This is a genomic window from Chryseobacterium sp. KCF3-3 (genome assembly GCF_045865955.1).
Classification (GTDB): domain Bacteria; phylum Bacteroidota; class Bacteroidia; order Flavobacteriales; family Weeksellaceae; genus Chryseobacterium.
Window position 1 is genome coordinate 5,259,335 of sequence record NZ_AP035792.1, and the last position, 19,905, is coordinate 5,279,239.

The following is a 19,905-nucleotide window of genomic DNA, read 5'->3' on the forward strand; positions in this document are numbered from 1 at the left end:
GCGCGAGGATTTTATCTTCGATAAAATTGTATTCCTTTAAAAATGTAATACTAATATTTCAGCGATGTACTTGTCATTCCGAGCAAAGCAAGGAATCTAAAAATAGCATGCTATTTTATAGCACCCGGTTTTCCTAAAATTCTGCGGAGATAGCCTAGCTGTCCGCTGTGATAGATTTCATGAAGGCTGAGAGTGGATATATCTTTAATCATTTCAGCCTGAAAGCTTTCAAGAGTGCTGAGTTTTGCTTCCAGCTTATCCTGAGATTGTTTCAGATAGGATTTTAAATCTTCAAAGTTGACCAATTCATCTTTTCGATCCAAAGGCATTTCTCCTCTGTTGTAACAAGAAAATTTTTCACTGTCCCAGACAGATTCTTCTCCTAAAATATTCAGTAAAGGATTTCTGATTTGGATCAAATGCCCAAGAATCCAGTTCATACAATTGGCTTCACCATTAGGAAAAATCATTGATTCTTCGTGGGTAATACCGTCAATATTCATCGTAATTACATAGTAGTTACTGGCTACCTGATTTTTGATGATTTCTATATCGTTTGACTGTGTTTCCATTGGATGTATATTTTTGTGATATGAGCAGACTATTCGGCAGGAATCTGAGAAACATCTCCATGCATTACTTCCCACTGATGGCCATTGATATCTGCAAAACTGCTTTGATACATCCATCCGTAATCTACAGGTTCACTGTATTTTGAGCCTCCGTTTTCAATGGCTGTTTTTACCATACCATCTACTTCATCCCGACTGTTTACCCCGATGGCAAGAAGTACCTGAGTAGTATCTCCTTTCGCAAAAGGTCTGTTGGTAAAAGTTTGGAAAAATTCTTCTTTAAGAAACATTGTGTAGATATGATTTTCTTTCATCACTACACATATTGCTTTATCATCTGAAAACTGTTCATTAATAGAAAAGCCAAGCTTCGTCCAGAATTCTCTGGTTTTTTGAACGTCTTTTACGGGTAAATTGACGTAAATATCGGTAATGTTCATTTTGTAAATTTTAGTGGTGATTGTTATCCAAAATTACCAGGATATGGTGAGAATGTGCTTGCCATAGGACAAGATTTGATTTTAATTTGGATTTAAATTATTCAGTCGGCATTTGAGACAGATCAGCAAAAGTAATATTCCAGCCATGCCCGTCCAGATCCCAGAAAGAATTCTGATACATCCATCCGTAGTCCTGAGGCTCTTCATGTTGCCACGCTCCGTTCTCTACAGCGGTATTTACTATTGTATCCACTTCTTCACGACTGTCTAAGCCTACTGCTACAAGAACCTGACTGGTATTTTCTTTGGCAACAGGTTTATTGGTGAAGGTCATAAAATAATCTTCCTGCAGAAACATAGCATAGATGGTATCATTCAAAACAACACAGGTTGCTTTATCATCAGAGAATTGTTCATTGATAGAAAAACCTACCTTAGTCCAGAATTCTTTTGTTTTCTGTACATCTTTTACCGGAAGGTTCACATAAATTTGGTTGACTTTCATTTTTCGTAATTTTAGTGTTAAACTGTAATCCAAAATTACCGAGGTACAATGAAAATCTACTTGTCATAGGGCAAGATTTAAATTTTCTTAGGATGGGAGACGATTTCCTTACGGATACGGCTTAAAGAAGTGTCTGTAACTCCCAGATAGGAAGCAATTTGTTTCAAGGGTGCAAATTGGATGACTTTAGATTTCTGCTCAAGCAAATTAAGATATCTTCTGGTGGCAGAAAGGGTAAACATTTCTACAGATCTTTGTTTGTAGGCAAAAAGTTCCTGAGACATCCACGATCTTCCCCATTCTCTGAGGTTTGGGATTTTATGGAACAATTCCTGAAAGGTATCATAATCCAGCCTCCAGCATTCACAGTCTGTAATACAAACGATATTTTCCTGAGAGGGAACTCTCTGAAACATTGACAAAACCTCAATAATCACTTCATTCTCTACAAAAAAATGAGTAGTTACTTCATTTCCGTTGAAATCATTCACATAGGAACGCGCCAATCCACTTTCAAGAATATAATATTCATTGGCCGTTTTTCCTTCTTCAAGAATGAAATCACCTTTCTGGAAAGATGTTTTTTCATGAGCCTGAAATATTTCAGCAAGCTCTTCCGGGAAAAAGAAAGGGAAATCATAACAAATTTCTAAAGCTTTATTGGTCATTGGTGTCATTTTTTTAAGTCTTTAAAAGTAAAATTTTTAATTGAATTAAAAGTAAAAAACATTAAACAAAGAATATAATACTTTTATAAAAAACAAGATACCACACTGAAATAAAAGACATTTCTAAAGCCGATAGTTTTTAAACAGTTATTTAAGACATATCATTTCTGACCACCCCGTCAAAAATTCTTTGAATTTTCGCCACCCCTCCGGAGGATGGGAATGACTATTGGCCGATGATAACAATCGTAAACTTTTAAAAGAAATAGTAAAACCTAAAACAGAGAAAGCTGGATCGCTTTTGGAGGATTGGGTTTCGGGGCATCTCCAAATACGGTTTTTCCGCCGAAACGCCATGAATTTTGTCTTTCTTCTTCAATCACCTGCTGGATATCAAAATCCGGTGTAAAGTCTTTTTCTGCTTCAGTGACAATCTGGTGAAGCTTGTTTAAAGAATTCAGCTTATCAGAATTTCCCAGCTTGGATTTTTCAATTCCTTTTCTGAGAATGCTGATACTTTCGTCATACGTATTAATCGGGACAGGGAAAGGATGTCCGTCTTTACCACCATGAGCAAAGGAAAACCTTGCCGGATCAGCAAATCTTGAAGGCGCTCCGTGAATCACTTCACTTACCAAAGCCAATGACTGCATGGTTCTGGGTCCTACCCCTTCCAGCATCAATAAATCTTCAAAATTCTGAGGCTGCTGTTCTCTGGTCACATACAGAAGTGCTCCGAGACGTTTCAAATCAACATCAGAAGCCTGAACATCATGATGGGCAGGAAGAATCAGTCTTGCAAAATCCTTCATCACCTCAGCCGAATCGGTATGGGAAATATCCAGAATTCCTTTTCTGTTTTCCGAAGCTTCAGTATCGGTAAGGTTAAGAATTTGACCTCTTGAAATTCCATTGATTCCTGTGTGAGGTTTTTCTACAAATGAAGTGATATTTTCGGAATGCCAGTGATATCTTCTTGCTGTTCCATCAGATTCATGCATTCCCTGTTGAATAACGCTCCAGTTCCCATTATCTGAAAGAATGAAATTGTGCAAATACAATTGATAACCATCCTGAATGGCTGTATTATCTACTTTTGCAGAAAGTTTGCTGGCTCTTACCAGATCTGTTCCGTTCAATCCGGTTTTATCTGCAATCCTGATGAGTTCTGAAGGAGTTTCTCTGGATAATTTCCCTTTTCCACCACAGATGTAAAGTCCCAAAGATTGTGAATTAGGGTTAATAGAACGTTTCAAAGCGCCCATAACGGAAGTGGTAATTCCTGAAGAATGCCAGTCCATTCCCATCACTGCACCAAAACTCTGAAACCAGAACGGATCTGCCAGTCGACGCAAAACTTCATCTTTACCGTAATCCATCAGAATGACTTCAATAATGGACAGTCCCAGAACAGACATACGCTCATACAGCCATGGCGGTACTTTGCCATAGTGAAGAGGTAAATCTGCTGTTCCTGAACGTTTCATTCTGTTTTTAAAATGTAAAGGTAAGTTTTATTCCTCTTATTTTTTAATGATCCGAATCATTAATTATTGGATAAAGCTTGTAAAAGAGAAGTTGACATCACGCATTTCCAGTTCGTTTTTATTGGATTCAAACTGTGCTTCTTTTGCATAAAGAAACATTTCTTTTTCATAAGCATTAATGGCTTCGGAGATGGTTGGATATTTTCCTTCTGTCAGATTTTCTGATAAGATTAAAGCATCCAACAAACCGGTATTCACCCCTTGTCCTGCAAAAGGTGGCATCAGATGAGCGGCATCACCAATTAATGTTACAGGCAACAAACGGTTATTTTTCCAGGATTTTTCTAATGGAATTCTTCTTGTTGGCAACCCTACAAAAAATGAAGTTGATTGGAATAATTGCTGATAAAGCTCACTCCATGAAGAGAATCTTTCAGAAAGAAACTGACGGACCTGTTCAGTATTTTGAAAATCTAAAGTACATCCATCTTTCCATTCTTCAGGTTTTTTGAATATAACTCCATACGTCAAAGCACCATTATTATAAGGATTGGCTACCAATAAATTGCCTTCAAAAGCTGCCATCGGTCTTTTCCCATCACACCAGTTGAAAAATTCGGGACAAGCTTTTTCAGGCTGAGGAACATCTCCCTGAATGATAAACGTTCCCGTTTCTTCTACTTCTGCTTCCGTGACGTATTTTCTTACTTTGGACATTCCACCATTAGCTCCAATCACCAGATCAGCAGTTACATCGGGTTTGTCTTTAAAGTGAAGCAGCCATTGTCCATTATTCTCTTCCATTCCTGTGAAATTCATATCCCAGATTACGGTATCATCTGCCAGACTACCAAGCAGCATTTCTCTCAGATGATTTCTATTAATTTCTGGATTGTCATATTGATTTTCGGGAGTAATTTCTTTTGTAAACAGAATATTTCCCTGTTCATCGGCAATTTTGATTCCCATGGGTAAGGCTGCAGCGTAATATTGATCCAACAGACCCGCTTTTTTCATCGCTTTCTGTCCTGATTCTTTATGAAGATCCAAGGTTCCGCCCCAGACTCTTGTCTGTGCATTCAGATCTCTTTCATAAACATTTACTTCAACGCCTTTTTGCTGTAACAGGACAGCCATTGTTAAACCAACAGGCCCGGCACCAATGATAGCCACTTTTTTATGATTCAGTACCATAATTTTTAATGTATTTATTAGGTACAAAATTCAGAAATGCAGTTGTATCATGCTTGTACAAATGCGACAAAATCATTGCTCAAGGTCTGCTTTCTCTTTTTGGCTTCTCTAGCGAAAACAGCAGGTGTTGTGCCACTATAACGTTTAAACTCTCTGCTTAAATGAGATTGGTCTGTATATCCAAAATCCTGTGCAAGTTCAACAATGGGAGTCTCAGGAGCATTCCACAGACGATTTCTTATCTGCTCAAAACGCATAATCCCGGACACATCTTTTACCGTATGACCGGAAGATTGTTTAAATTTTCTTTCTAACGTCCGAACCGTTGTATGGGCTGAGTCAGCCACTTGATTTACAGAAATGGCTCCTTTATTTTTTCTCATGGCAGCCCCAGCTTTAGAGAGGAGACTGTCTGCTGTAATATTTTCATGCAATTTCAGAAAATATTGTTCTACCTGGGCAATAGCTTCTTTTATTTTTCCTTGAGCAATGAGATCAGTCAATATAGTTTGAAGCTGTGCAACAGGATGTTCGAATGTATGAACTCCGTTTTCCGTTTTTTCTGATGAAAGCTCCAGCAAATCAAAAACAGCCCATGGGAAACATCTGATTCCGATAATTTCCAGTTGATTTTGAGCATGAAAAAGAGCTGGCTGATTGAGCAGTCCCATGATAAACGGAGAAGGTAAAACCTGTAGAATTCCCTGATGAGAAATACTGCATCCGCTTCCAAAATGAAAAATAATTTCTGCATAACCATCCGGAAGTACTGTGAATTCGGACAGTTTTTCTCCATAATCTCTTCTGTTATACCAAAAGCATTTGATGGTATCCTTTAATTCTTCCGGAGCTTCAAACTCCTGATGTACACTGGAAAACATAGCTTTATCAATCGTGTGAGTACAGTTCCAGATCTTTGTGCTTTACTTCATTGTATTCTTCTTCAAAGGTAATTTTATTTCCAAAAGGATCAATTACGGTAAAAGATACTGCTCCGTAAAATGTTTTTTCAAGTCCGGGACGGTTGTATTTGTATTGTTTATCAATCAGTTCTTTGTGATATTCGGGAACGCCTTCACCCCAGACAGCAACCCTTGTTCCAGGTGTTCCATCCCCGTGATGTTCACTTAAATGGAAAATGATATTTTCTCTTTTCACTTCCATATAAACGGGTGTATTTTCATCAAAATAATGTTCCCAGACGATCTCAAATCCCAGCCAGTCTACATAAAATTCTTTTGTTTTCTGATAATCGAAGATTCTTAATACAGGAATAATTCTATCTGCTTTCATTGTACAATGTATTTATTGGTGAGACAGTATATTGATCAACTTCTGAAAAGGATCTTTAACGAAAAATCTTCGAACTCCCCAGTCCTCATTAGTGAGTTCGTAAGTGATTTCAAAACCGGCATTTTTCATTTTGTCATACACTTCATCCAGATTGTCCACTTCAACAGAAAGATCGGGAACTTCCGTATCATTTCCTCCCTGTTCGGCAAAGCTGATCTGAATTTTAGCTTCTTCTTCGTTACCCAGCGTTTTAATCCAGCCATGATCCATCAATACATCGAGTTCTAAAATATCCTGATAAAATTGATGGGCTCTGGAAAGATCATTGGTTTTAATATTGGCTACGATTCTTGTTACCATTTCTAAAGTATTTTTTCATTAAAAAAGCCTTGTGAAATTACGTAAAATTCACAAGGCTTAATCAATTATTGTACTGTATTTTGTATTAAACGGAAGCAGCTGCCTCTAAAATTAATTGGGTAACTTCTTCCGGATGTGATGCCAATGAAGCATGTCCTGCATCTAAAGAGATTATTTTCTTTGGTTCAAGGCGTTCTGCCATCTCTTTTTCTGTTTCTGCGGGAATCATACGGTCCTGCAACGAAATCTGATACCAACTTGGGCGCATTTTCCATGCCGGTTCACCTGCTACATCACCAAAACACTGTCCGTGAATAGGTTTTTGCGATAGTGACATTACCAGAGCTTTTTCATCGTCTAAGTCCTGACAGAAAGCAGATTTGAATTCATCATATTTAATCCATAAGAAACCTTTGTTATCAGGATAAATACTTGCTCCACCTGGAGATTCTCTTCTTCCTAACAGAGATCCCAGACTGTCTCCTGCATCTGGTGCGAAAGCTGCAATATATACCAGTCCTGCAACTTTATCATGATGCCCTGCTCCTGAAATAACGGCACCGCCATAAGAGTGTCCTACCAGAAGTACTTTTCCTTCCTGGGCATCAATAAGATCTTTTGTCTTGTTAATATCGTCCTGCAACGATGTTAATGGATTCTGAACACTTCTTACTTTATACCCTGCTTTTGTCAGTGAAGGGATAATGTACTGCCAGTGTGATCCGTCTCCCCATGCTCCGTGTACCAAAATAATGGTTAAATCTTTTTGTTCCATAATGATTGTGTTAAAATTTGATGATGTTTGATGATGATAAAGCTACGGTTTAAAACATGGGTGGACGTTAACTTAAGTTAATTAACAATACGGCTTCTGATACGGCTGAGTGATTGTTCTGTTACGCCAAGGTAACTAGCAATGTGTTTCTGGGCAATTTTCTGAAAGAGTGCAGGCTGTTTTTTAACAAGATTAAGGTATCTGTTTTCAGGGGAAAAGCACAAAAGATCATCGATCCGTTTTTTGGCATCCAGATAAATCTTTTCACTCATTACTCTTCCGAACTGCTGCCAGTATGCTTCTTTTTTATATAAATCCTGTAAATGGTCTTTGCTTAGCAGTAGAATTTCACAGTTTTCGAGAGCCTGAATATTCATATTGGATACGGTATCACAAAGAATACTTTCGTAATCAGTAAAAAATTCATTTTCGAAATAGAATCCGAAATTAATTTCGCGTCCCTGATCGTTGATGTAAAAAGATCTGATGGTTCCTTTTTTAATAAATCCCAGATATTTGCATTTTTCCCCCTGTTTGAGGAAAAAATCGGATTTTAAGAGCTTTGTGTCCTGAAGTAAGGCATAGAATTCTTCAAAATGATCGGAGTCTACCTGAAAAAGTTCTCCATATCTCTGATAATTATTTGACGTCATTTGGTGTGATTTGATTTGGTGTTATATTCAAAAAAAGCCTTGCAAAAATGATATTCACAAGGCTTTTCTACAAAAATTATTTTATTATTTCAATGCTGCAAGAGCGGCATCATAATTAGGTTCATTAGCAATTTCCGGAACCTGTTCTGTATAAACTACTTTATTGTTTTCGTCAGTTACAATTACCGCACGGCTCAATAAACCTTTCAAAGGAGAGTCTGCGATAGTCACTTCATAATCATCTCCGAAGCTACTTCTGAAGTCTGATAGCGTTTCCACATTATTCAATCCTTCAGCTGCACAGAATCTTCCTAATGCGAATGGAAGATCTTTAGAAACATTGATCACAACTGTATTATCAAGTTTTGAAGCCTCTTCATTGAATTTTCTGGAAGAAGCAGCACAAGTAGGCGTATCAATACTTGGGAAAATATTGAATACTTTTTTCTTTCCTGCAAAAGTTTCAAGAGTTTTTACCGCTAATCCTGAATCTACCAATGTAAAATCTTTTACAGTGGTTCCTACTGATGGCAATGTTCCTATTGTGTGTACTTCGTTTCCTTTTAAAGTGATTGTCGTGGACATAATATTTATTTTTAAAGTTTTTCAAATTTAATCAAAAAAGAAAATTTTATCCGTTTTATTATGGTTAAATTAATCTTAAAGTGAAAATAAAATTCATCCGTTTGATAATCAAGTCTCCAAACAAAAAATTCACAATTTCCATACTCTAAAAAATGAAGATTTTATGGGCAAAAAGTTCAGCTTATGAAAATTGTAAAATTGTTTTTAAAATAATTATGAAAGGAAGTGAAGCATAAATTATACAGATATAAAATTAAAGAGTCAAAAGCGTGTTTTTTTTATGGAAATATCTTAAATAAAACAATGATATTTACTAAATTTGTGGGACTTAAAATTTCAAATAAAAAATTACAGTATAATGTCAGAAAAATCAAAAATCTATTACACACTTACTGATGAAGCTCCAATGCTGGCTACTCATTCATTTTTACCAATCGTAAAAGCTTTTACAAAATCAGCAGATATCGAAATTGCAGTTCCGGATATTTCTCTGGCAGGAAGAATTTTAGCCAACTTCCCTGAGTTTTTAAAAGACGATCAAAAAATCGGTGATGCTTTGGCAGAACTAGGCACATTGGCAACACAACCTGATGCGAACATCATTAAGTTACCTAACATTTCTGCTTCTGTACCTCAATTGGATGCAGCTATTGCTGAATTACAAGGTAAAGGTTTCGCAGTTCCAAACTATCCTGCAGAGCCTAAAAATGATGAAGAAAAAGCAATCAAAGCTAAATATGCGAAAGTATTAGGAAGTGCTGTAAACCCTGTATTAAGAGAAGGAAACTCTGACAGACGTGCTCCAAAAGCTGTTAAAAATTATGCAAAAGCAAACCCACACAGAATGGGTAACTGGGCATCTGACAGCAAAACTGACGTAGCTCACATGAACAATGGTGATTTCTACGGAACGGAAACTTCTACAACATTAGAAAATGCTACCAAATACAGAATCGTATTCAAAGGAAACGACGGTTCTGAATCTGTATTAAAAGACTTCGCAGGTCTTCAGGCTGGTGAAGTAATTGATTCTTCTGTAATGAACCTGAATGCGTTAAGAGCATTCGTTCAGGAAGCTATCGAGGAAGCTAAGAAAAGAAACGTACTTCTTTCTGCTCACCTTAAAGCAACGATGATGAAAATCTCTGACCCAATCATTTTCGGGGCTATCGTTGAGACTTTCTTCAAAGAAGTATTTACTAAATATGCTGAGACTTTCAAGTCTTTAGACATCAATCCAAATAATGGTCTTGCAGATCTTTTCGACAAAATCAAAGGAAATGCTCAGGAGGCTGATATCAAAGCTGATATTGAAAAAGCTCTTGCTGAAGGACCTAGAGTGGCAATGGTAAATTCTGATAAAGGAATTACTAACTTCCACGTACCTTCTGACATTATTGTTGATGCATCTATGGCTGCTCTTGTAAGAGGTGGAGGTAAAATGTGGAACAAAGAAGGAAACGAAGAAGATACAGTTTGTATCATTCCAGACCGTTCTTACGCAGGTTTCTATCAGTCGGTAATTGACGATATGAAAGCACACGGAAAATTAGACCCTACCACTATGGGATCTGTTCCAAACGTAGGTTTAATGGCTCAAAAAGCTGAAGAATACGGATCTCACGATAAAACTTTCCAATTAACTGCTGATGGAACTGTAGAAGTTCAGGACGAAGCTGGAAACGTTCTTCTTTCTCAGAAAGTAGAAAAAGATGACATTTTCAGAATGTGTCAGACTAAAGATGCTCCTATCCAGGACTGGGTAAAATTGGCGGTAAACAGATCAAGATTATCTGATACTCCTGCTATCTTCTGGTTAGACAAAGGAAGAGCTCACGACAGAGAAATCATCAAAAAAGTAGAAAAATATCTTGCTGATCATGATACAACAGGTCTTGACATCAGAATTCTTGATGTAAAAGATGCTATGACAGAAACGTTGAAGAGAGCCAGAGAAGGTAAAGATACGATCTCTGTTTCCGGAAACGTATTGAGAGATTATTTAACAGACCTTTTCCCAATCCTTGAGCTTGGTACTTCTGCAAAAATGCTTTCTATTGTTCCATTGATGAACGGAGGTGGTTTATTTGAAACAGGTGCCGGAGGTTCTGCTCCAAAACACGTTGAGCAGTTCTTAGAAGAAGGATATTTAAGATGGGATTCTCTTGGTGAATTCTTAGCACTTCAGGCTTCTTTAGAGCACCTTGCACAAACTCAGGGGAACACGAAATCTCAGGTTCTAGCTGACGCATTGGATGAGGCTAATGCTAAATTCTTAGCTACAGACAAATCTCCTGCAAGAAAAGTAGGTCAGATTGATAACAGAGGTTCTCACTTCTATTTAGCAATGTACTGGGCGGAAGCGTTAGCTAACCAGACTGCTGATGCTGAATTGGCAGCTCAGTTTGCTCCTGTTGCTCAGGCAATGCAGGAAAACGAAGAAGTAATCAATGCTGAATTAATTGGTGCTCAAGGTAAACCTCAGAACATTGAAGGATACTACAAAACTGATACGTATAAAACATATGCAGCAATGAGACCTAGCACTGTGTTAAATGAAATTATTGACGGAATTTAATTGTTCGTTTTGATATAAATGAAAGCTCCTTTTTTAAGGGGCTTTTTTTGTGGATATAATCTGCGCAGTAAGCCACCCCGTCAAAAATTCTTTGAATTTTTGCCACCCCTCCAGAGGAGGGGAATTTTAAGTACCTATTTACTCATTAATGTCGGCGCATCCCTAATCCCTGAAACCTAACACCCGCCACCTCTCACCTATCTATCCTCTACAATCACTCTCCTATGTTCTCTCCCCCAGTTGATCATTTCCATAATGATGTTTCCAAAGGTTCGGCAATATTCTGTGGGCTCGTATTCTATTAAAACAGGAGTTTCCGGGTAAACAGTGCGTTTTAGCAGTTTATTCAGCTCCATATCTTTCAGTTCTTTTGAAAGCATTCTGGTGGTGATTCCGGGAATACTTCGTTCAATCTCTCTGAAGCGTCTGTTTCCGTTACACAGTGAATTGATCACAGGAATCCGCCATTTCCCTCCGATAAAATAAAGGGTATCCTGCAAGGCTCTAAGTTCTTCTGTCTGATCTCTTTCCATAGTTGCAAAGTTAAGTGATATCACGAATGATACTGGTATACTCTGTGATACTGGTTACAAAAGTATACCATTTTGAAATAACTTTGTCAAAAAATTTTACAATGAAAAAATTAACCCATAAACTGGCTATCGTAACAGGAGGAAACAGTGGAATAGGATTCGATGCAGCCAAAGAACTTATTTCAGAAGGAGCAACCGTGATCATCACCGGAAGACGAAAAGAAGCTGTAGAAAAAGCGGCTCAGGAGCTTGGAGCAATCCCATTCATTGCAGACCAGGCTCATCTTGATGATATCGATCTATTGAAGAAAGAAGTAGAGAAACAGTTCGGTAAAGTAGATATTCTGTTTATCAATGCAGGTATTACAGGAACTCTGACACCTATTGAAAATATGGATGTTGAAAATTTTGATCAGGTGATGAATATTAATTTCAGAGGAGCTTATTTTACGTTAAGCAAATTCATTCCTTTATTGAACGATGGAGCTTCTGTTATCTTTTTATCTTCTATTGTCGCTTCTACCTATAAACCCAACAGTTCGGCTTATCAGGCAAGCAAAGCCGCGTTGAATTCTATCGCCAAAACGGCAGCAGCAGAATTAGCTCCAAGAAAAATCAGAGTCAATATGATAAGCCCTGGTCCTATACAAACTGAAATTATGAACAAAGCTGGATTGGATGAAGAAACTTTAAAAAATCTTACCAGCCATCTTATTGACCAGATTCCATTGAAGAAAATGGGAACCGCTGAAGAAGTTGCGAAACTGGTTACTTATTTATCAGATAATGAATCTTCCGGATATGTCACGGGAACCGAAATTATTATAGACGGAGGTCTTACTCTATAAACAATAGTTTTTATTAAATCCCGGTAGATGTACTACCGGGATTTTTCATGTGTATTTTCGGGGTTAAAAATTCCGGATTCACCTTTTGATTTGTCCGGATCAGCCTGTTTTCCGTTTCACAGCATCTGTTACCGGCCTACTTTTGATCCAGAAAAATAAAACAATACTCATTATGGATACCGTAAAGAAAAAAAGAAATCCCATTGCCATAGTATTTCTGGCCATATTAGGAGTTTTCGGAGGGTTGCAGCTATTCAGCAGACCTTTGGAAGGGAAACCGGTTACAGGAAAAATAGAAGCTCCAAGGGAAGTGATCAGTATTCTGGAAAACTCATGTTTCAGCTGTCATTCTAACCAGCAGAATCTAAGCTGGTATGATAAAATCGCTCCTGTTTCCTGGGCGGTCAATAAAGACATCCAAAGAGCCAGAGAAGTTCTGAATTTTTCTGAATGGGAAAAATACTCACCGGCTGATCATCAGGGAAAAATGTATGCTATTCTGAACATGATGCAAAGTGGCAAAATGCCTCTTCATGAATACACGCTGCTGCATCCTTCAGCTAAGATTACAGCAAAAGATATTGAAATCATTAAAAAATACACTCTTTCATTATCTTCAGCACAATCTTCTGTACACAATAAAACTGAACCCAATTTACCTTCTGCAGCTAAAACTGACCCAACTCCAGCTCAATTTCCGGTTTCTCCCAACGGAGTTCAATACACTCCCGATTTCAAAAACTGGAAGGTCATCAGCATGAGTACGCTTTTTGATAATTCTATCCGTGTAATTTATGGAAATGATATTGCTGTGAAAGCCGTGGAAACCGAAAATTTTCATCCATGGCCAGATGGAAGTATAGTCGTAAAATCGGTATGGAAGCAACAGGAATTTCCTAACGGAGAAGTCAGACCTGGGAAATTTATCAATGCGCAATTTATGGTAAAAGATTCCAAGCAATATCAAGATACTGAGGGTTGGGGATTTGCGAAATTCTCCGGAGAAGATCTCCATCCAACAGGAAAAACAGCTTCCTTCGCCAAAGAATCCTGCATCGCCTGTCACAGACAATTAGCAGAAAAAACAGGTTATCTGTTTGACGTTCCGATGAAAGTCAATACCCAAAGATTAATCCAAAATTTACAGAAAAAATGAAAAATACGATCTTCATCTTATTGGTAAGTCTTATTGCTCTTACCGCTTGCAGCAAAGAAAACAATGATACAAATAATGGTCTTTCAAGGATTGTTTTTGATCCTGGCCAGCTAAAATTCGTCTCCAACTCTTTAAACCCTAAGAACGAAACTATGTCAGCTTTATATGGAAATGAAAAAGCTTTGGAATCTTTATCAAAGGAAAGCCAGACCCCTGAAGCAGGTGCTGTCATGAAACTGGTAACCTGGAAATATCATGATAATCCTCAATACATCGGCGGAACCATCACCGGAGAATTGGTAAGTATTGAAACTGTTCAGGCTGACAATGCCGGAAACGTTTCTTATGATCTTAAAAATGATCTTTCACAAAACAGTTCTCCCAATAAAGAAGAAAGAATACAATATTTTATGAGTTACCGCCCTGTAAGCAGACCTTAATAAAAAACTCCTGTTTCACTATTTATCATAATATTTTCAATAAAAAACATTAATTTAACCTTTTCAAATCAGCAGATTTCATGCAACAGCAAAAAATAAAAATCTCACAAGCAATTATCTGGATAAGCTCCATTTTCCTGGGTATTTTATCATCCGTACCTCAGCTGGCATCCCATCAATTCAACTGGAAAGAAGCCGTGGTAAACTCAGCTATTACAGCAGCATTTTCAGTAATCATGTGGTACATCAATATTTATATGCTGAACCGCACAAAAAAACGAAGACAACAGATCTCTTATTCAAGATTGATGGTGGTACTTGCTTTTGGGATGGTGATTATGTTTGGTCTGGCATGGATTCAGCAGCTGATTCTCTCCCATATTAATTTTGGTCCCGTAATGCTGATGATTGAGGTAAGAGGAATTCTGATCAATCTGGTGTGTTATATGTTCCTGAATCTACTTCAGAATAATTATACAGGACAACAGGTGCAGCTTGAACTGGAAAAGGTAAAAAGTGACAATTTAGGAGCTCAATATGAATTATTAAAGCAGCAGATCAATCCACATTTTCTTTTCAACAGTCTGAATACGTTAAAACTGATGGCCGAAACGCGTGATGAAGAAACCGTTGATTTTATTGTAAAACTGTCTGATTTTTACAGATTTACTCTTGAAAGCAGAAAACTGGATTTAATCAGCGTTCAGGAAGAAATGAGAATAGTAGATTCTTATCTGTTTCTTCAGAAAGCCCGTTTCGGAGAAGGAATTAAGTTTACCAACGAGCTTGGAAAGGAAACCGCTCAAACTCTTATTCCTCCTTTTACGCTTCAGCTTTTGGTGGAGAACTGTATCAAACATAATATTGTTTCGCAGAGCAAACCTTTACATATTAAAATTTATACTGCTGATAATCATATTGTGATCGAAAATCCTATCCAGCGAAAAGTAACCCCCGAAGATTCTTTGGGAGTTGGGCTGGACAACATTAAAATGCGCTACAAACACTTGCTGGAAAAGAATATTATTATTAATTCAGACGAAAAAACGTTTCAGATAAAACTACCATTAATCCATGAATATAATCATTATTGAAGATGAATTCAGGGCAGCTAAATCCCTGCAGAATTTAATATCAGACTTAAAACCGGACTCAAAAATACTGGGTGTTTATGACAGTATTGAAACAAGTATTGAAGGCTTAAAGGAAATCAAACCCGATCTTATTTTTATGGATATCCATCTTTCAGACGGACTTTCCTTTGAAATTTTCAAATCGGTTGATATTACCTGCCCTGTGGTTTTCTGTACTGCTTTTGATCAGTATATGCTGGATGCTTTTAAAAGTAAGGGTGTTGACTATGTCTTAAAACCATTTTCAAAAGAAGATATTGCCGAAGCCCTGAGAAAGGTTGACGAACTGAAAAAATTCTTCCAGAAAAATGATCTTCCGGACCTGGAATCCATCATACAGAAAATGAATCAGCCTGCGGGTAAAAGCAATTTCCTGGTTTTCAAAAATCAGAAATATACTACGATTCCTACAGAAGACATTGCGTATTTTTATATCCACAATGAGATCACCCATCTGGTTACATTTGCCAAAGAGCAGTTTTCCCTTACCCAACCTTTGGGCCAGGTAGCAGAACAGGTTTCTGATAAACAGTTTTTCAGAGTCAACAGACAGTATCTTGTTAACTTTAAAGCGATTAAAGAAATGGAACATTATTTTCAACGCAAAATACTGGTAAAGCTTACCATTGAAACCCCTGAGAAACTTTTGATTAACAAAGAAAAGACCCATAGTTTTTTCACATGGCTGGAGGATAGGTAAAGGAGAAAGGAAGCTGGAGGTTGGGTGCTGGAAGTACTTTGTAACCAATGCGATTTATGAATGTCTTTTTTAAATACATTATAGCCCTGATTAAGATGATCAGGGTTTTCTTTTGCTTTAATTTTTTAAGCTTCATTGCTCATATTTTTACTATCAAAAAATATAGACATCGATTCCTTTTTGCACTCCAAAAACTTCCTTCCTCCCTCTTCCAGCATCCAGCCTTAAAATACTTCCCCTCACAATTTCCGGGTTCACCCTTTAATTTGTCCGGTTGAGCCTTTTTTGCATTCTTTTGCCTCTCCAGAATATCTACTTTTGAATCAAATTAAAAGACATGATACTAAAAAACTTAATCACAGTAAGCGCTTTCACAGCATTATTATTTGCTACCTCAGCATTTATTCATCAAAATAAAGATCAAAAAACTGTACAGTATTCAGCTGATGAAAACAATGGTTTCGCAGTGTTGGAATTGTTCACTTCAGAAGGCTGCTCCAGTTGCCCTCCGGCAGATGAGCTGATGGGAAAAATTGAAAAAGAATATAAGGACGAACCTGTGTATCTACTCTCCTACCATGTGGATTACTGGAACCGTCTTGGATGGAAAGACCGATTCAGCAGTTCTGAAAACTCTCAACGACAACAGCAGTATAGCCGTATATTGAATTCACAGGTTTATACTCCACAGCTGGTAGTGAACGGAAAAACAGAATTTGTAGGTTCTGATGAAAACAATATCAAAAATGCTATTCAGCAAGCCTTGTTTGATACTAAAAAAACAAATGTAGAATTATCTGCAACCGTTTCTCAGAATGCAGTTAATGTCCATTACAAAGCACCCTCCAAAGATCCTCAGAATATGCTTCTCGTTAATCTGGTGGAAAAACATTCTTCTACTCAGGTAGGAAAAGGTGAAAATGAAGGACGCCATCTTCATCATTGGCAAATTGTTCACAAACAAAACACCATCTCATTGAATAAACAGCAGGAAGGGAACACAGCATTCAAACTTCCGGAAGGTTTCTCTCCTGAAAACTGGGAAGTCATCGCTTTTATTCAGAATATGAAAACCGGAGAAATTTCAGGATCAGCAAAGACAACTTTTAAATAAAATAAGATACAATTTAATCAATACTAAAAATTACAACAATGAAAACAAAAACAACAAAAATCATCTATTGGGCAGGAGTTATTTTTATGTCGTTATGGTTTGGGGCCAGCGGTTTCTTTGAACTGACAAAAAATACTGTGGTGTGGGATATTACTCAACAGCTTGGCTATCCGCCGCATTTCATTTATATATTGGGCGTTTTTAAAATTGCAGGAGTTCTGGTTCTTCTGCTTCCCAATAGATTATTAAGATTGAAAGAATGGGTATTTGCAGGAATGTTTTTTGACATCCTCTTTGCTTTTTTCTCCAAAATAGCAGTACTTGGTTTTCCGTCTACAGTAGATGCGATGGTCGCTTTTTCAGTGCTAACAGTAACGTATATAATGTTCAGAAAGCTGTATTCTCCTGAAATGGTATTTGGAGAGGCTTGATATGCATACAAAGCTAATTTTTTCTTATGTTTGAAACAGATCCTTCCGTTGACTAGGAGGATCTGTTATTTTATAAGTTTGGGCTAAAGCCCGATGAATGAGCGTTGTTTGTGAAAGCGGACTAAAGTCCGCTGCTATTGATTAACCACCCCGTCAAAAATTCTTTGAATTTTTGCCACCCCTCCGGAGGAGGGGAATGCTGAGCACCTATTTATTAATCAAGGTCAATGTATCCCTTATCCTCTTTACCTCTCACCTGCAATCTATGACCTGCTACCTAATTCATAAAACTTTCCGGGAACCATTCAAATGCTGAAGATTTTGTTTTGGTAAACCCAAGACCTGGCCATGGTAAATGATAAGCAAATGCTCTGATTTTGGTATCTGCCAATTGCTGAAGGAGTTTTTTTCTTGATGCCGTTGCGATATCCAGATCAGTGTCACCAAAATAGCCCCATTCAGGATGGGGAAAAAGGACTACATCAGAATGAATCAAATCTGCGATATAGATCAGTTTTTCATTTCCTGAAGAGATGGTTGTAACGGTTAAACCTGGTGTATGGCCAGGTGCTAACTGGAAACTAAAATACTCATACAGTGGATGATTAAGGTCATAAAACTTCAGCTTTGGCTGAATGGTTTTCAGAATATTCCGGACTGCCGGGATAACCTGATTAAGAAATTCAGGTTGTGTTTTCAGAGCACTGTTACTGAAATCTTTGATAGAAGCTTTCATCCAGAAATCATGTTCTATCTTAGAAATAAAAATATCGGCATTGGGGAAAACAAACTGATTCTGTTTATCTACAACTCCTCCGATATGGTCGGGATGGGCATGAGAGATAAAAACATCAGTGATATCTTTCGCAGAAAATCCTGCTTTTTGGAGACTTTTTAATAGAAATCCGGTTCTTTCATCAGCAAAAATTCCCATTCCGGTATCGAATAAAATGAGTTTATTTTTCGTTTTAACCAATAGAATATTCATCGCCATATCGATATAATTCTCCGGTCTGAAATTGTTTTTAAGGATTGACTTTAATTCTGAAACAGTTCCTCTGGGAGCGAATGAGTTCAGATTTTCTTCATGAATATATCCGTCTGTAAGTACAAAGAGGTCCAGTTCTCCAAGCTTTAATTTTTTAAAACCGGAAAGATCATTTCCAGTTTTTTCAACAGTTGTTTTAGACTGTGCCATTAAGCCGGAAAAAGGAATCATGCTCAATGTTCCTGCTAACAATCCGTTCTTTAATAATTCTCTTCTGTTCATAGCTGAGTGCTTTTCATTTTAAAATTTAAAACAAAAAAAACTGAGCTCCTTCATTATCAGGAACTCAGTTTTTATATGAATAGTTTTTAGTTGTTCACCAATTTCATGGAACCTTCTGTATATCTTTCCCCTACGTTCGGGTATTTTTTCAGGATTGCATCAATGGTATCCAGATCCGACTGGGAGAGCTCAATATTGACAGCTGCAATATTTTCTTCAAGATATTTAATTCTTTTTGTTCCAGGAATCGGGATAATATCGTCTCCCTGATTCAATACCCATGCTAATGCCAACTGAGTTCCCTTTACTCCTTTGGAAGCTGCCAACTCATTGATCTCATTAGCCAGTTTGGTATTATTTTCAAGATATTCCTGCTGGTAGCGTGGTAATGATTTTCTAAAGTCATCATCTCCAAGATTCTGCACTTCATAAATATTGGTAAAAAGTCCTCTTGCCAATGGTGAATAAGGCACTAAGGAAATCCCAAGCTCTCTGATGGTTGGTAAAATCTCTTTTTCAACATCTTTGGTAAGGATAGAATATTCTGACTGTAATGCTGCAATAGGGTGGATTTTGTTGGCTTTTCTGATAGATTCTGCTGAAGCTTCAGATAATCCAATATACTTCACTTTCCCGGCTTTTACCAACTCAGCCATTGCTCCTACTGTTTCTTCTACGGGCACATTTGGATCTACTCTGTGGGCATAATACAAATCAATAGTATCTATTTTTAATCTTTGAAGACTTAGATCTACGGCCTTTCTGATCCATTCCGGAGAACCGTCGAAATACGTTCCGGGAGCTCCACTGTGACTTGCTTTACCATCTTTAAACCTGAATCCAAATTTGGTTGCAATAAAAATCTTATCTCTGTTTGGGACTAAAACTTTGGAAATCAGTTTTTCATTTTCTCCATTGGCATACATATCTGCTGTATCCCAAAAGTTAACCCCTAAGTCCAATGCTCTGTGCAGGGTATTGATACTTTCCTGCTCGTCTGTAGGACCATAAGCAAAGCTCATTCCCATACATCCTAAACCGATTGCTGATAACTGTTCTTCTGTGTTTCCTAATTTTTTAAATTTCATGATAGGTATGATTTAATTTTATATGACAAAATTAGAGCATCCGGAAACCCGCCACGATATAGAATTCAAACTAAAAATTATA

At 37.4% G+C, this 19,905-nt stretch carries 23 protein-coding genes; 8 read left to right on the forward strand and 15 right to left on the reverse strand.

Annotation, left to right across the window (positions count from 1 at the left end):
* Positions 1-110: 110 nt before the first annotated feature.
* From ACKTTZ_RS23410 to tpx, 12 genes are all read right to left on the reverse strand, one after another.
* Complete coding sequence (locus ACKTTZ_RS23410; RefSeq protein ID WP_034697305.1) at positions 111-572, reverse strand: hypothetical protein; 462 nt, start codon at positions 570-572, stop codon at positions 111-113.
* A gap of 29 nt (positions 573-601) precedes the next feature.
* The gene (locus ACKTTZ_RS23415; protein WP_047433547.1) at positions 602-1,012 is read right to left on the reverse strand and encodes a VOC family protein; all 411 of its coding nucleotides are present in this window, start codon (positions 1,010-1,012) and stop codon (positions 602-604) included.
* Between the two features lie 97 nt (positions 1,013-1,109).
* Positions 1,110-1,517, reverse strand: a complete 408-nt coding sequence (locus tag ACKTTZ_RS23420; RefSeq protein ID WP_034697303.1) for a VOC family protein — start codon at positions 1,515-1,517, stop codon at positions 1,110-1,112.
* 77 nt (positions 1,518-1,594) lie between these two features.
* The gene (locus tag ACKTTZ_RS23425) at positions 1,595-2,185 is read right to left on the reverse strand and encodes a Crp/Fnr family transcriptional regulator (protein ID WP_051934448.1); all 591 of its coding nucleotides are present in this window, start codon (positions 2,183-2,185) and stop codon (positions 1,595-1,597) included.
* A 275-nt stretch (positions 2,186-2,460) separates the two neighbouring features.
* Entirely contained in the window at positions 2,461-3,672 is a 1,212-nt protein-coding gene (locus tag ACKTTZ_RS23430; RefSeq protein ID WP_407846752.1) for a DUF763 domain-containing protein, read from the reverse strand.
* Positions 3,673-3,735: 63 nt separating this feature from the next.
* Complete coding sequence (locus ACKTTZ_RS23435; protein ID WP_407849202.1) at positions 3,736-4,896, reverse strand: FAD-dependent oxidoreductase; 1,161 nt, start codon at positions 4,894-4,896, stop codon at positions 3,736-3,738.
* 17 nt (positions 4,897-4,913) lie between these two features.
* Positions 4,914-5,747: a helix-turn-helix domain-containing protein gene (locus tag ACKTTZ_RS23440; RefSeq protein WP_407846753.1), complete on the reverse strand. Its 834-nt coding sequence runs from the start codon at positions 5,745-5,747 to the stop codon at positions 4,914-4,916.
* A 7-nt stretch (positions 5,748-5,754) separates the two neighbouring features.
* Positions 5,755-6,159 (reverse strand): glyoxalase superfamily protein, encoded by a 405-nt coding sequence (locus ACKTTZ_RS23445; protein WP_034697298.1) that lies wholly within the window; start codon positions 6,157-6,159, stop codon positions 5,755-5,757.
* 12 nt (positions 6,160-6,171) lie between these two features.
* Positions 6,172-6,519 carry a VOC family protein gene (locus ACKTTZ_RS23450; RefSeq protein WP_253316804.1) on the reverse strand — a complete coding sequence of 116 codons (348 nt, stop codon included), beginning with the start codon at positions 6,517-6,519 and terminating at the stop codon, positions 6,172-6,174.
* 85 nt (positions 6,520-6,604) lie between these two features.
* Positions 6,605-7,294 carry an alpha/beta hydrolase gene (locus ACKTTZ_RS23455; RefSeq protein WP_079242162.1) on the reverse strand — a complete coding sequence of 230 codons (690 nt, stop codon included), beginning with the start codon at positions 7,292-7,294 and terminating at the stop codon, positions 6,605-6,607.
* Between the two features lie 77 nt (positions 7,295-7,371).
* On the reverse strand, positions 7,372-7,947 hold the full coding sequence (locus ACKTTZ_RS23460; protein WP_407846754.1) for a Crp/Fnr family transcriptional regulator: 576 nt from the start codon (positions 7,945-7,947) through the stop codon (positions 7,372-7,374).
* Positions 7,948-8,031: 84 nt separating this feature from the next.
* Positions 8,032-8,532 carry a thiol peroxidase gene (gene tpx / locus ACKTTZ_RS23465; protein WP_034697294.1) on the reverse strand — a complete coding sequence of 167 codons (501 nt, stop codon included), beginning with the start codon at positions 8,530-8,532 and terminating at the stop codon, positions 8,032-8,034.
* A gap of 358 nt (positions 8,533-8,890) precedes the next feature.
* Between tpx and ACKTTZ_RS23470 the strand changes: the two genes are divergently transcribed.
* The gene (locus tag ACKTTZ_RS23470) at positions 8,891-11,110 is read left to right on the forward strand and encodes an NADP-dependent isocitrate dehydrogenase (protein WP_253316808.1); all 2,220 of its coding nucleotides are present in this window, start codon (positions 8,891-8,893) and stop codon (positions 11,108-11,110) included.
* Between the two features lie 197 nt (positions 11,111-11,307).
* On the opposite strand, the gene ACKTTZ_RS23475 is transcribed toward ACKTTZ_RS23470, so the two are convergent.
* Complete coding sequence (locus ACKTTZ_RS23475) at positions 11,308-11,643, reverse strand: helix-turn-helix domain-containing protein (protein WP_034697290.1); 336 nt, start codon at positions 11,641-11,643, stop codon at positions 11,308-11,310.
* 101 nt (positions 11,644-11,744) lie between these two features.
* On the opposite strand from ACKTTZ_RS23475, the gene ACKTTZ_RS23480 reads away from it, so the two are divergent.
* The 7 genes from ACKTTZ_RS23480 to ACKTTZ_RS23510 all read left to right on the forward strand — a co-directional run bounded on the left by ACKTTZ_RS23480 (position 11,745) and on the right by ACKTTZ_RS23510 (position 17,465).
* The gene (locus tag ACKTTZ_RS23480; protein ID WP_407846755.1) at positions 11,745-12,491 is read left to right on the forward strand and encodes an SDR family oxidoreductase; all 747 of its coding nucleotides are present in this window, start codon (positions 11,745-11,747) and stop codon (positions 12,489-12,491) included.
* A gap of 172 nt (positions 12,492-12,663) precedes the next feature.
* Positions 12,664-13,647: a heme-binding domain-containing protein gene (locus tag ACKTTZ_RS23485; protein ID WP_407846756.1), complete on the forward strand. Its 984-nt coding sequence runs from the start codon at positions 12,664-12,666 to the stop codon at positions 13,645-13,647.
* Positions 13,644-14,087, forward strand: a complete 444-nt coding sequence (locus ACKTTZ_RS23490; protein ID WP_407846757.1) for a hypothetical protein — start codon at positions 13,644-13,646, stop codon at positions 14,085-14,087. The genes ACKTTZ_RS23485 and ACKTTZ_RS23490 overlap by 4 nt, the downstream gene beginning before the upstream one ends.
* An 80-nt stretch (positions 14,088-14,167) precedes the next feature.
* Positions 14,168-15,181: a sensor histidine kinase gene (locus ACKTTZ_RS23495; RefSeq protein ID WP_253316812.1), complete on the forward strand. Its 1,014-nt coding sequence runs from the start codon at positions 14,168-14,170 to the stop codon at positions 15,179-15,181.
* The gene (locus ACKTTZ_RS23500; RefSeq protein WP_034697286.1) at positions 15,162-15,920 is read left to right on the forward strand and encodes a LytTR family DNA-binding domain-containing protein; all 759 of its coding nucleotides are present in this window, start codon (positions 15,162-15,164) and stop codon (positions 15,918-15,920) included. The genes ACKTTZ_RS23495 and ACKTTZ_RS23500 overlap by 20 nt, the downstream gene beginning before the upstream one ends.
* 337 nt (positions 15,921-16,257) lie before the next feature.
* The gene (locus ACKTTZ_RS23505; protein ID WP_407846758.1) at positions 16,258-17,034 is read left to right on the forward strand and encodes a DUF1223 domain-containing protein; all 777 of its coding nucleotides are present in this window, start codon (positions 16,258-16,260) and stop codon (positions 17,032-17,034) included.
* Positions 17,035-17,072: 38 nt separating this feature from the next.
* Positions 17,073-17,465: a DoxX family protein gene (locus ACKTTZ_RS23510; protein ID WP_407846759.1), complete on the forward strand. Its 393-nt coding sequence runs from the start codon at positions 17,073-17,075 to the stop codon at positions 17,463-17,465.
* A 277-nt stretch (positions 17,466-17,742) separates the two neighbouring features.
* Here the strand turns inward: ACKTTZ_RS23510 and ACKTTZ_RS23515 are convergent, their stop codons facing one another.
* Together ACKTTZ_RS23515 and ACKTTZ_RS23520 are read right to left on the reverse strand one after the other, a co-directional pair.
* Positions 17,743-18,735 carry an MBL fold metallo-hydrolase gene (locus ACKTTZ_RS23515; protein ID WP_253316815.1) on the reverse strand — a complete coding sequence of 331 codons (993 nt, stop codon included), beginning with the start codon at positions 18,733-18,735 and terminating at the stop codon, positions 17,743-17,745.
* A gap of 86 nt (positions 18,736-18,821) precedes the next feature.
* Positions 18,822-19,823: an aldo/keto reductase gene (locus ACKTTZ_RS23520; RefSeq protein ID WP_034697282.1), complete on the reverse strand. Its 1,002-nt coding sequence runs from the start codon at positions 19,821-19,823 to the stop codon at positions 18,822-18,824.
* Between the last annotated feature and the right edge of the window lie 82 nt (positions 19,824-19,905).

Bases quoted from the DNA above. Each gene is read 5' to 3' on its own strand.
- ACKTTZ_RS23505 (WP_407846758.1), top strand. From the start codon at position 16,258: ATGATACTAAAAAACTTAATCACAGTAAGCGCTTTCACAGCATTATTA.
- ACKTTZ_RS23510 (WP_407846759.1), top strand. From the start codon at position 17,073: ATGAAAACAAAAACAACAAAAATCATCTATTGGGCAGGAGTTATTTTT.
- ACKTTZ_RS23415 (WP_047433547.1), bottom strand. From the start codon at position 1,012: ATGAACATTACCGATATTTACGTCAATTTACCCGTAAAAGACGTTCAA.
- ACKTTZ_RS23410 (WP_034697305.1), bottom strand. From the start codon at position 572: ATGGAAACACAGTCAAACGATATAGAAATCATCAAAAATCAGGTAGCC.
- tpx (WP_034697294.1), bottom strand. From the start codon at position 8,532: ATGTCCACGACAATCACTTTAAAAGGAAACGAAGTACACACAATAGGA.
- ACKTTZ_RS23495 (WP_253316812.1), top strand. From the start codon at position 14,168: ATGCAACAGCAAAAAATAAAAATCTCACAAGCAATTATCTGGATAAGC.
- ACKTTZ_RS23485 (WP_407846756.1), top strand. From the start codon at position 12,664: ATGGATACCGTAAAGAAAAAAAGAAATCCCATTGCCATAGTATTTCTG.
- ACKTTZ_RS23450 (WP_253316804.1), bottom strand. From the start codon at position 6,519: ATGGTAACAAGAATCGTAGCCAATATTAAAACCAATGATCTTTCCAGA.
- ACKTTZ_RS23420 (WP_034697303.1), bottom strand. From the start codon at position 1,517: ATGAAAGTCAACCAAATTTATGTGAACCTTCCGGTAAAAGATGTACAG.
- ACKTTZ_RS23445 (WP_034697298.1), bottom strand. From the start codon at position 6,159: ATGAAAGCAGATAGAATTATTCCTGTATTAAGAATCTTCGATTATCAG.
- ACKTTZ_RS23520 (WP_034697282.1), bottom strand. From the start codon at position 19,823: ATGAAATTTAAAAAATTAGGAAACACAGAAGAACAGTTATCAGCAATC.
- ACKTTZ_RS23430 (WP_407846752.1), bottom strand. From the start codon at position 3,672: ATGAAACGTTCAGGAACAGCAGATTTACCTCTTCACTATGGCAAAGTA.
- ACKTTZ_RS23515 (WP_253316815.1), bottom strand. From the start codon at position 18,735: ATGAACAGAAGAGAATTATTAAAGAACGGATTGTTAGCAGGAACATTG.
- ACKTTZ_RS23490 (WP_407846757.1), top strand. From the start codon at position 13,644: ATGAAAAATACGATCTTCATCTTATTGGTAAGTCTTATTGCTCTTACC.
- ACKTTZ_RS23460 (WP_407846754.1), bottom strand. From the start codon at position 7,947: ATGACGTCAAATAATTATCAGAGATATGGAGAACTTTTTCAGGTAGAC.
- ACKTTZ_RS23475 (WP_034697290.1), bottom strand. From the start codon at position 11,643: ATGGAAAGAGATCAGACAGAAGAACTTAGAGCCTTGCAGGATACCCTT.
- ACKTTZ_RS23470 (WP_253316808.1), top strand. From the start codon at position 8,891: ATGTCAGAAAAATCAAAAATCTATTACACACTTACTGATGAAGCTCCA.
- ACKTTZ_RS23455 (WP_079242162.1), bottom strand. From the start codon at position 7,294: ATGGAACAAAAAGATTTAACCATTATTTTGGTACACGGAGCATGGGGA.
- ACKTTZ_RS23425 (WP_051934448.1), bottom strand. From the start codon at position 2,185: ATGACCAATAAAGCTTTAGAAATTTGTTATGATTTCCCTTTCTTTTTC.
- ACKTTZ_RS23500 (WP_034697286.1), top strand. From the start codon at position 15,162: ATGAATATAATCATTATTGAAGATGAATTCAGGGCAGCTAAATCCCTG.
- ACKTTZ_RS23440 (WP_407846753.1), bottom strand. From the start codon at position 5,747: ATGTTTTCCAGTGTACATCAGGAGTTTGAAGCTCCGGAAGAATTAAAG.
- ACKTTZ_RS23480 (WP_407846755.1), top strand. From the start codon at position 11,745: ATGAAAAAATTAACCCATAAACTGGCTATCGTAACAGGAGGAAACAGT.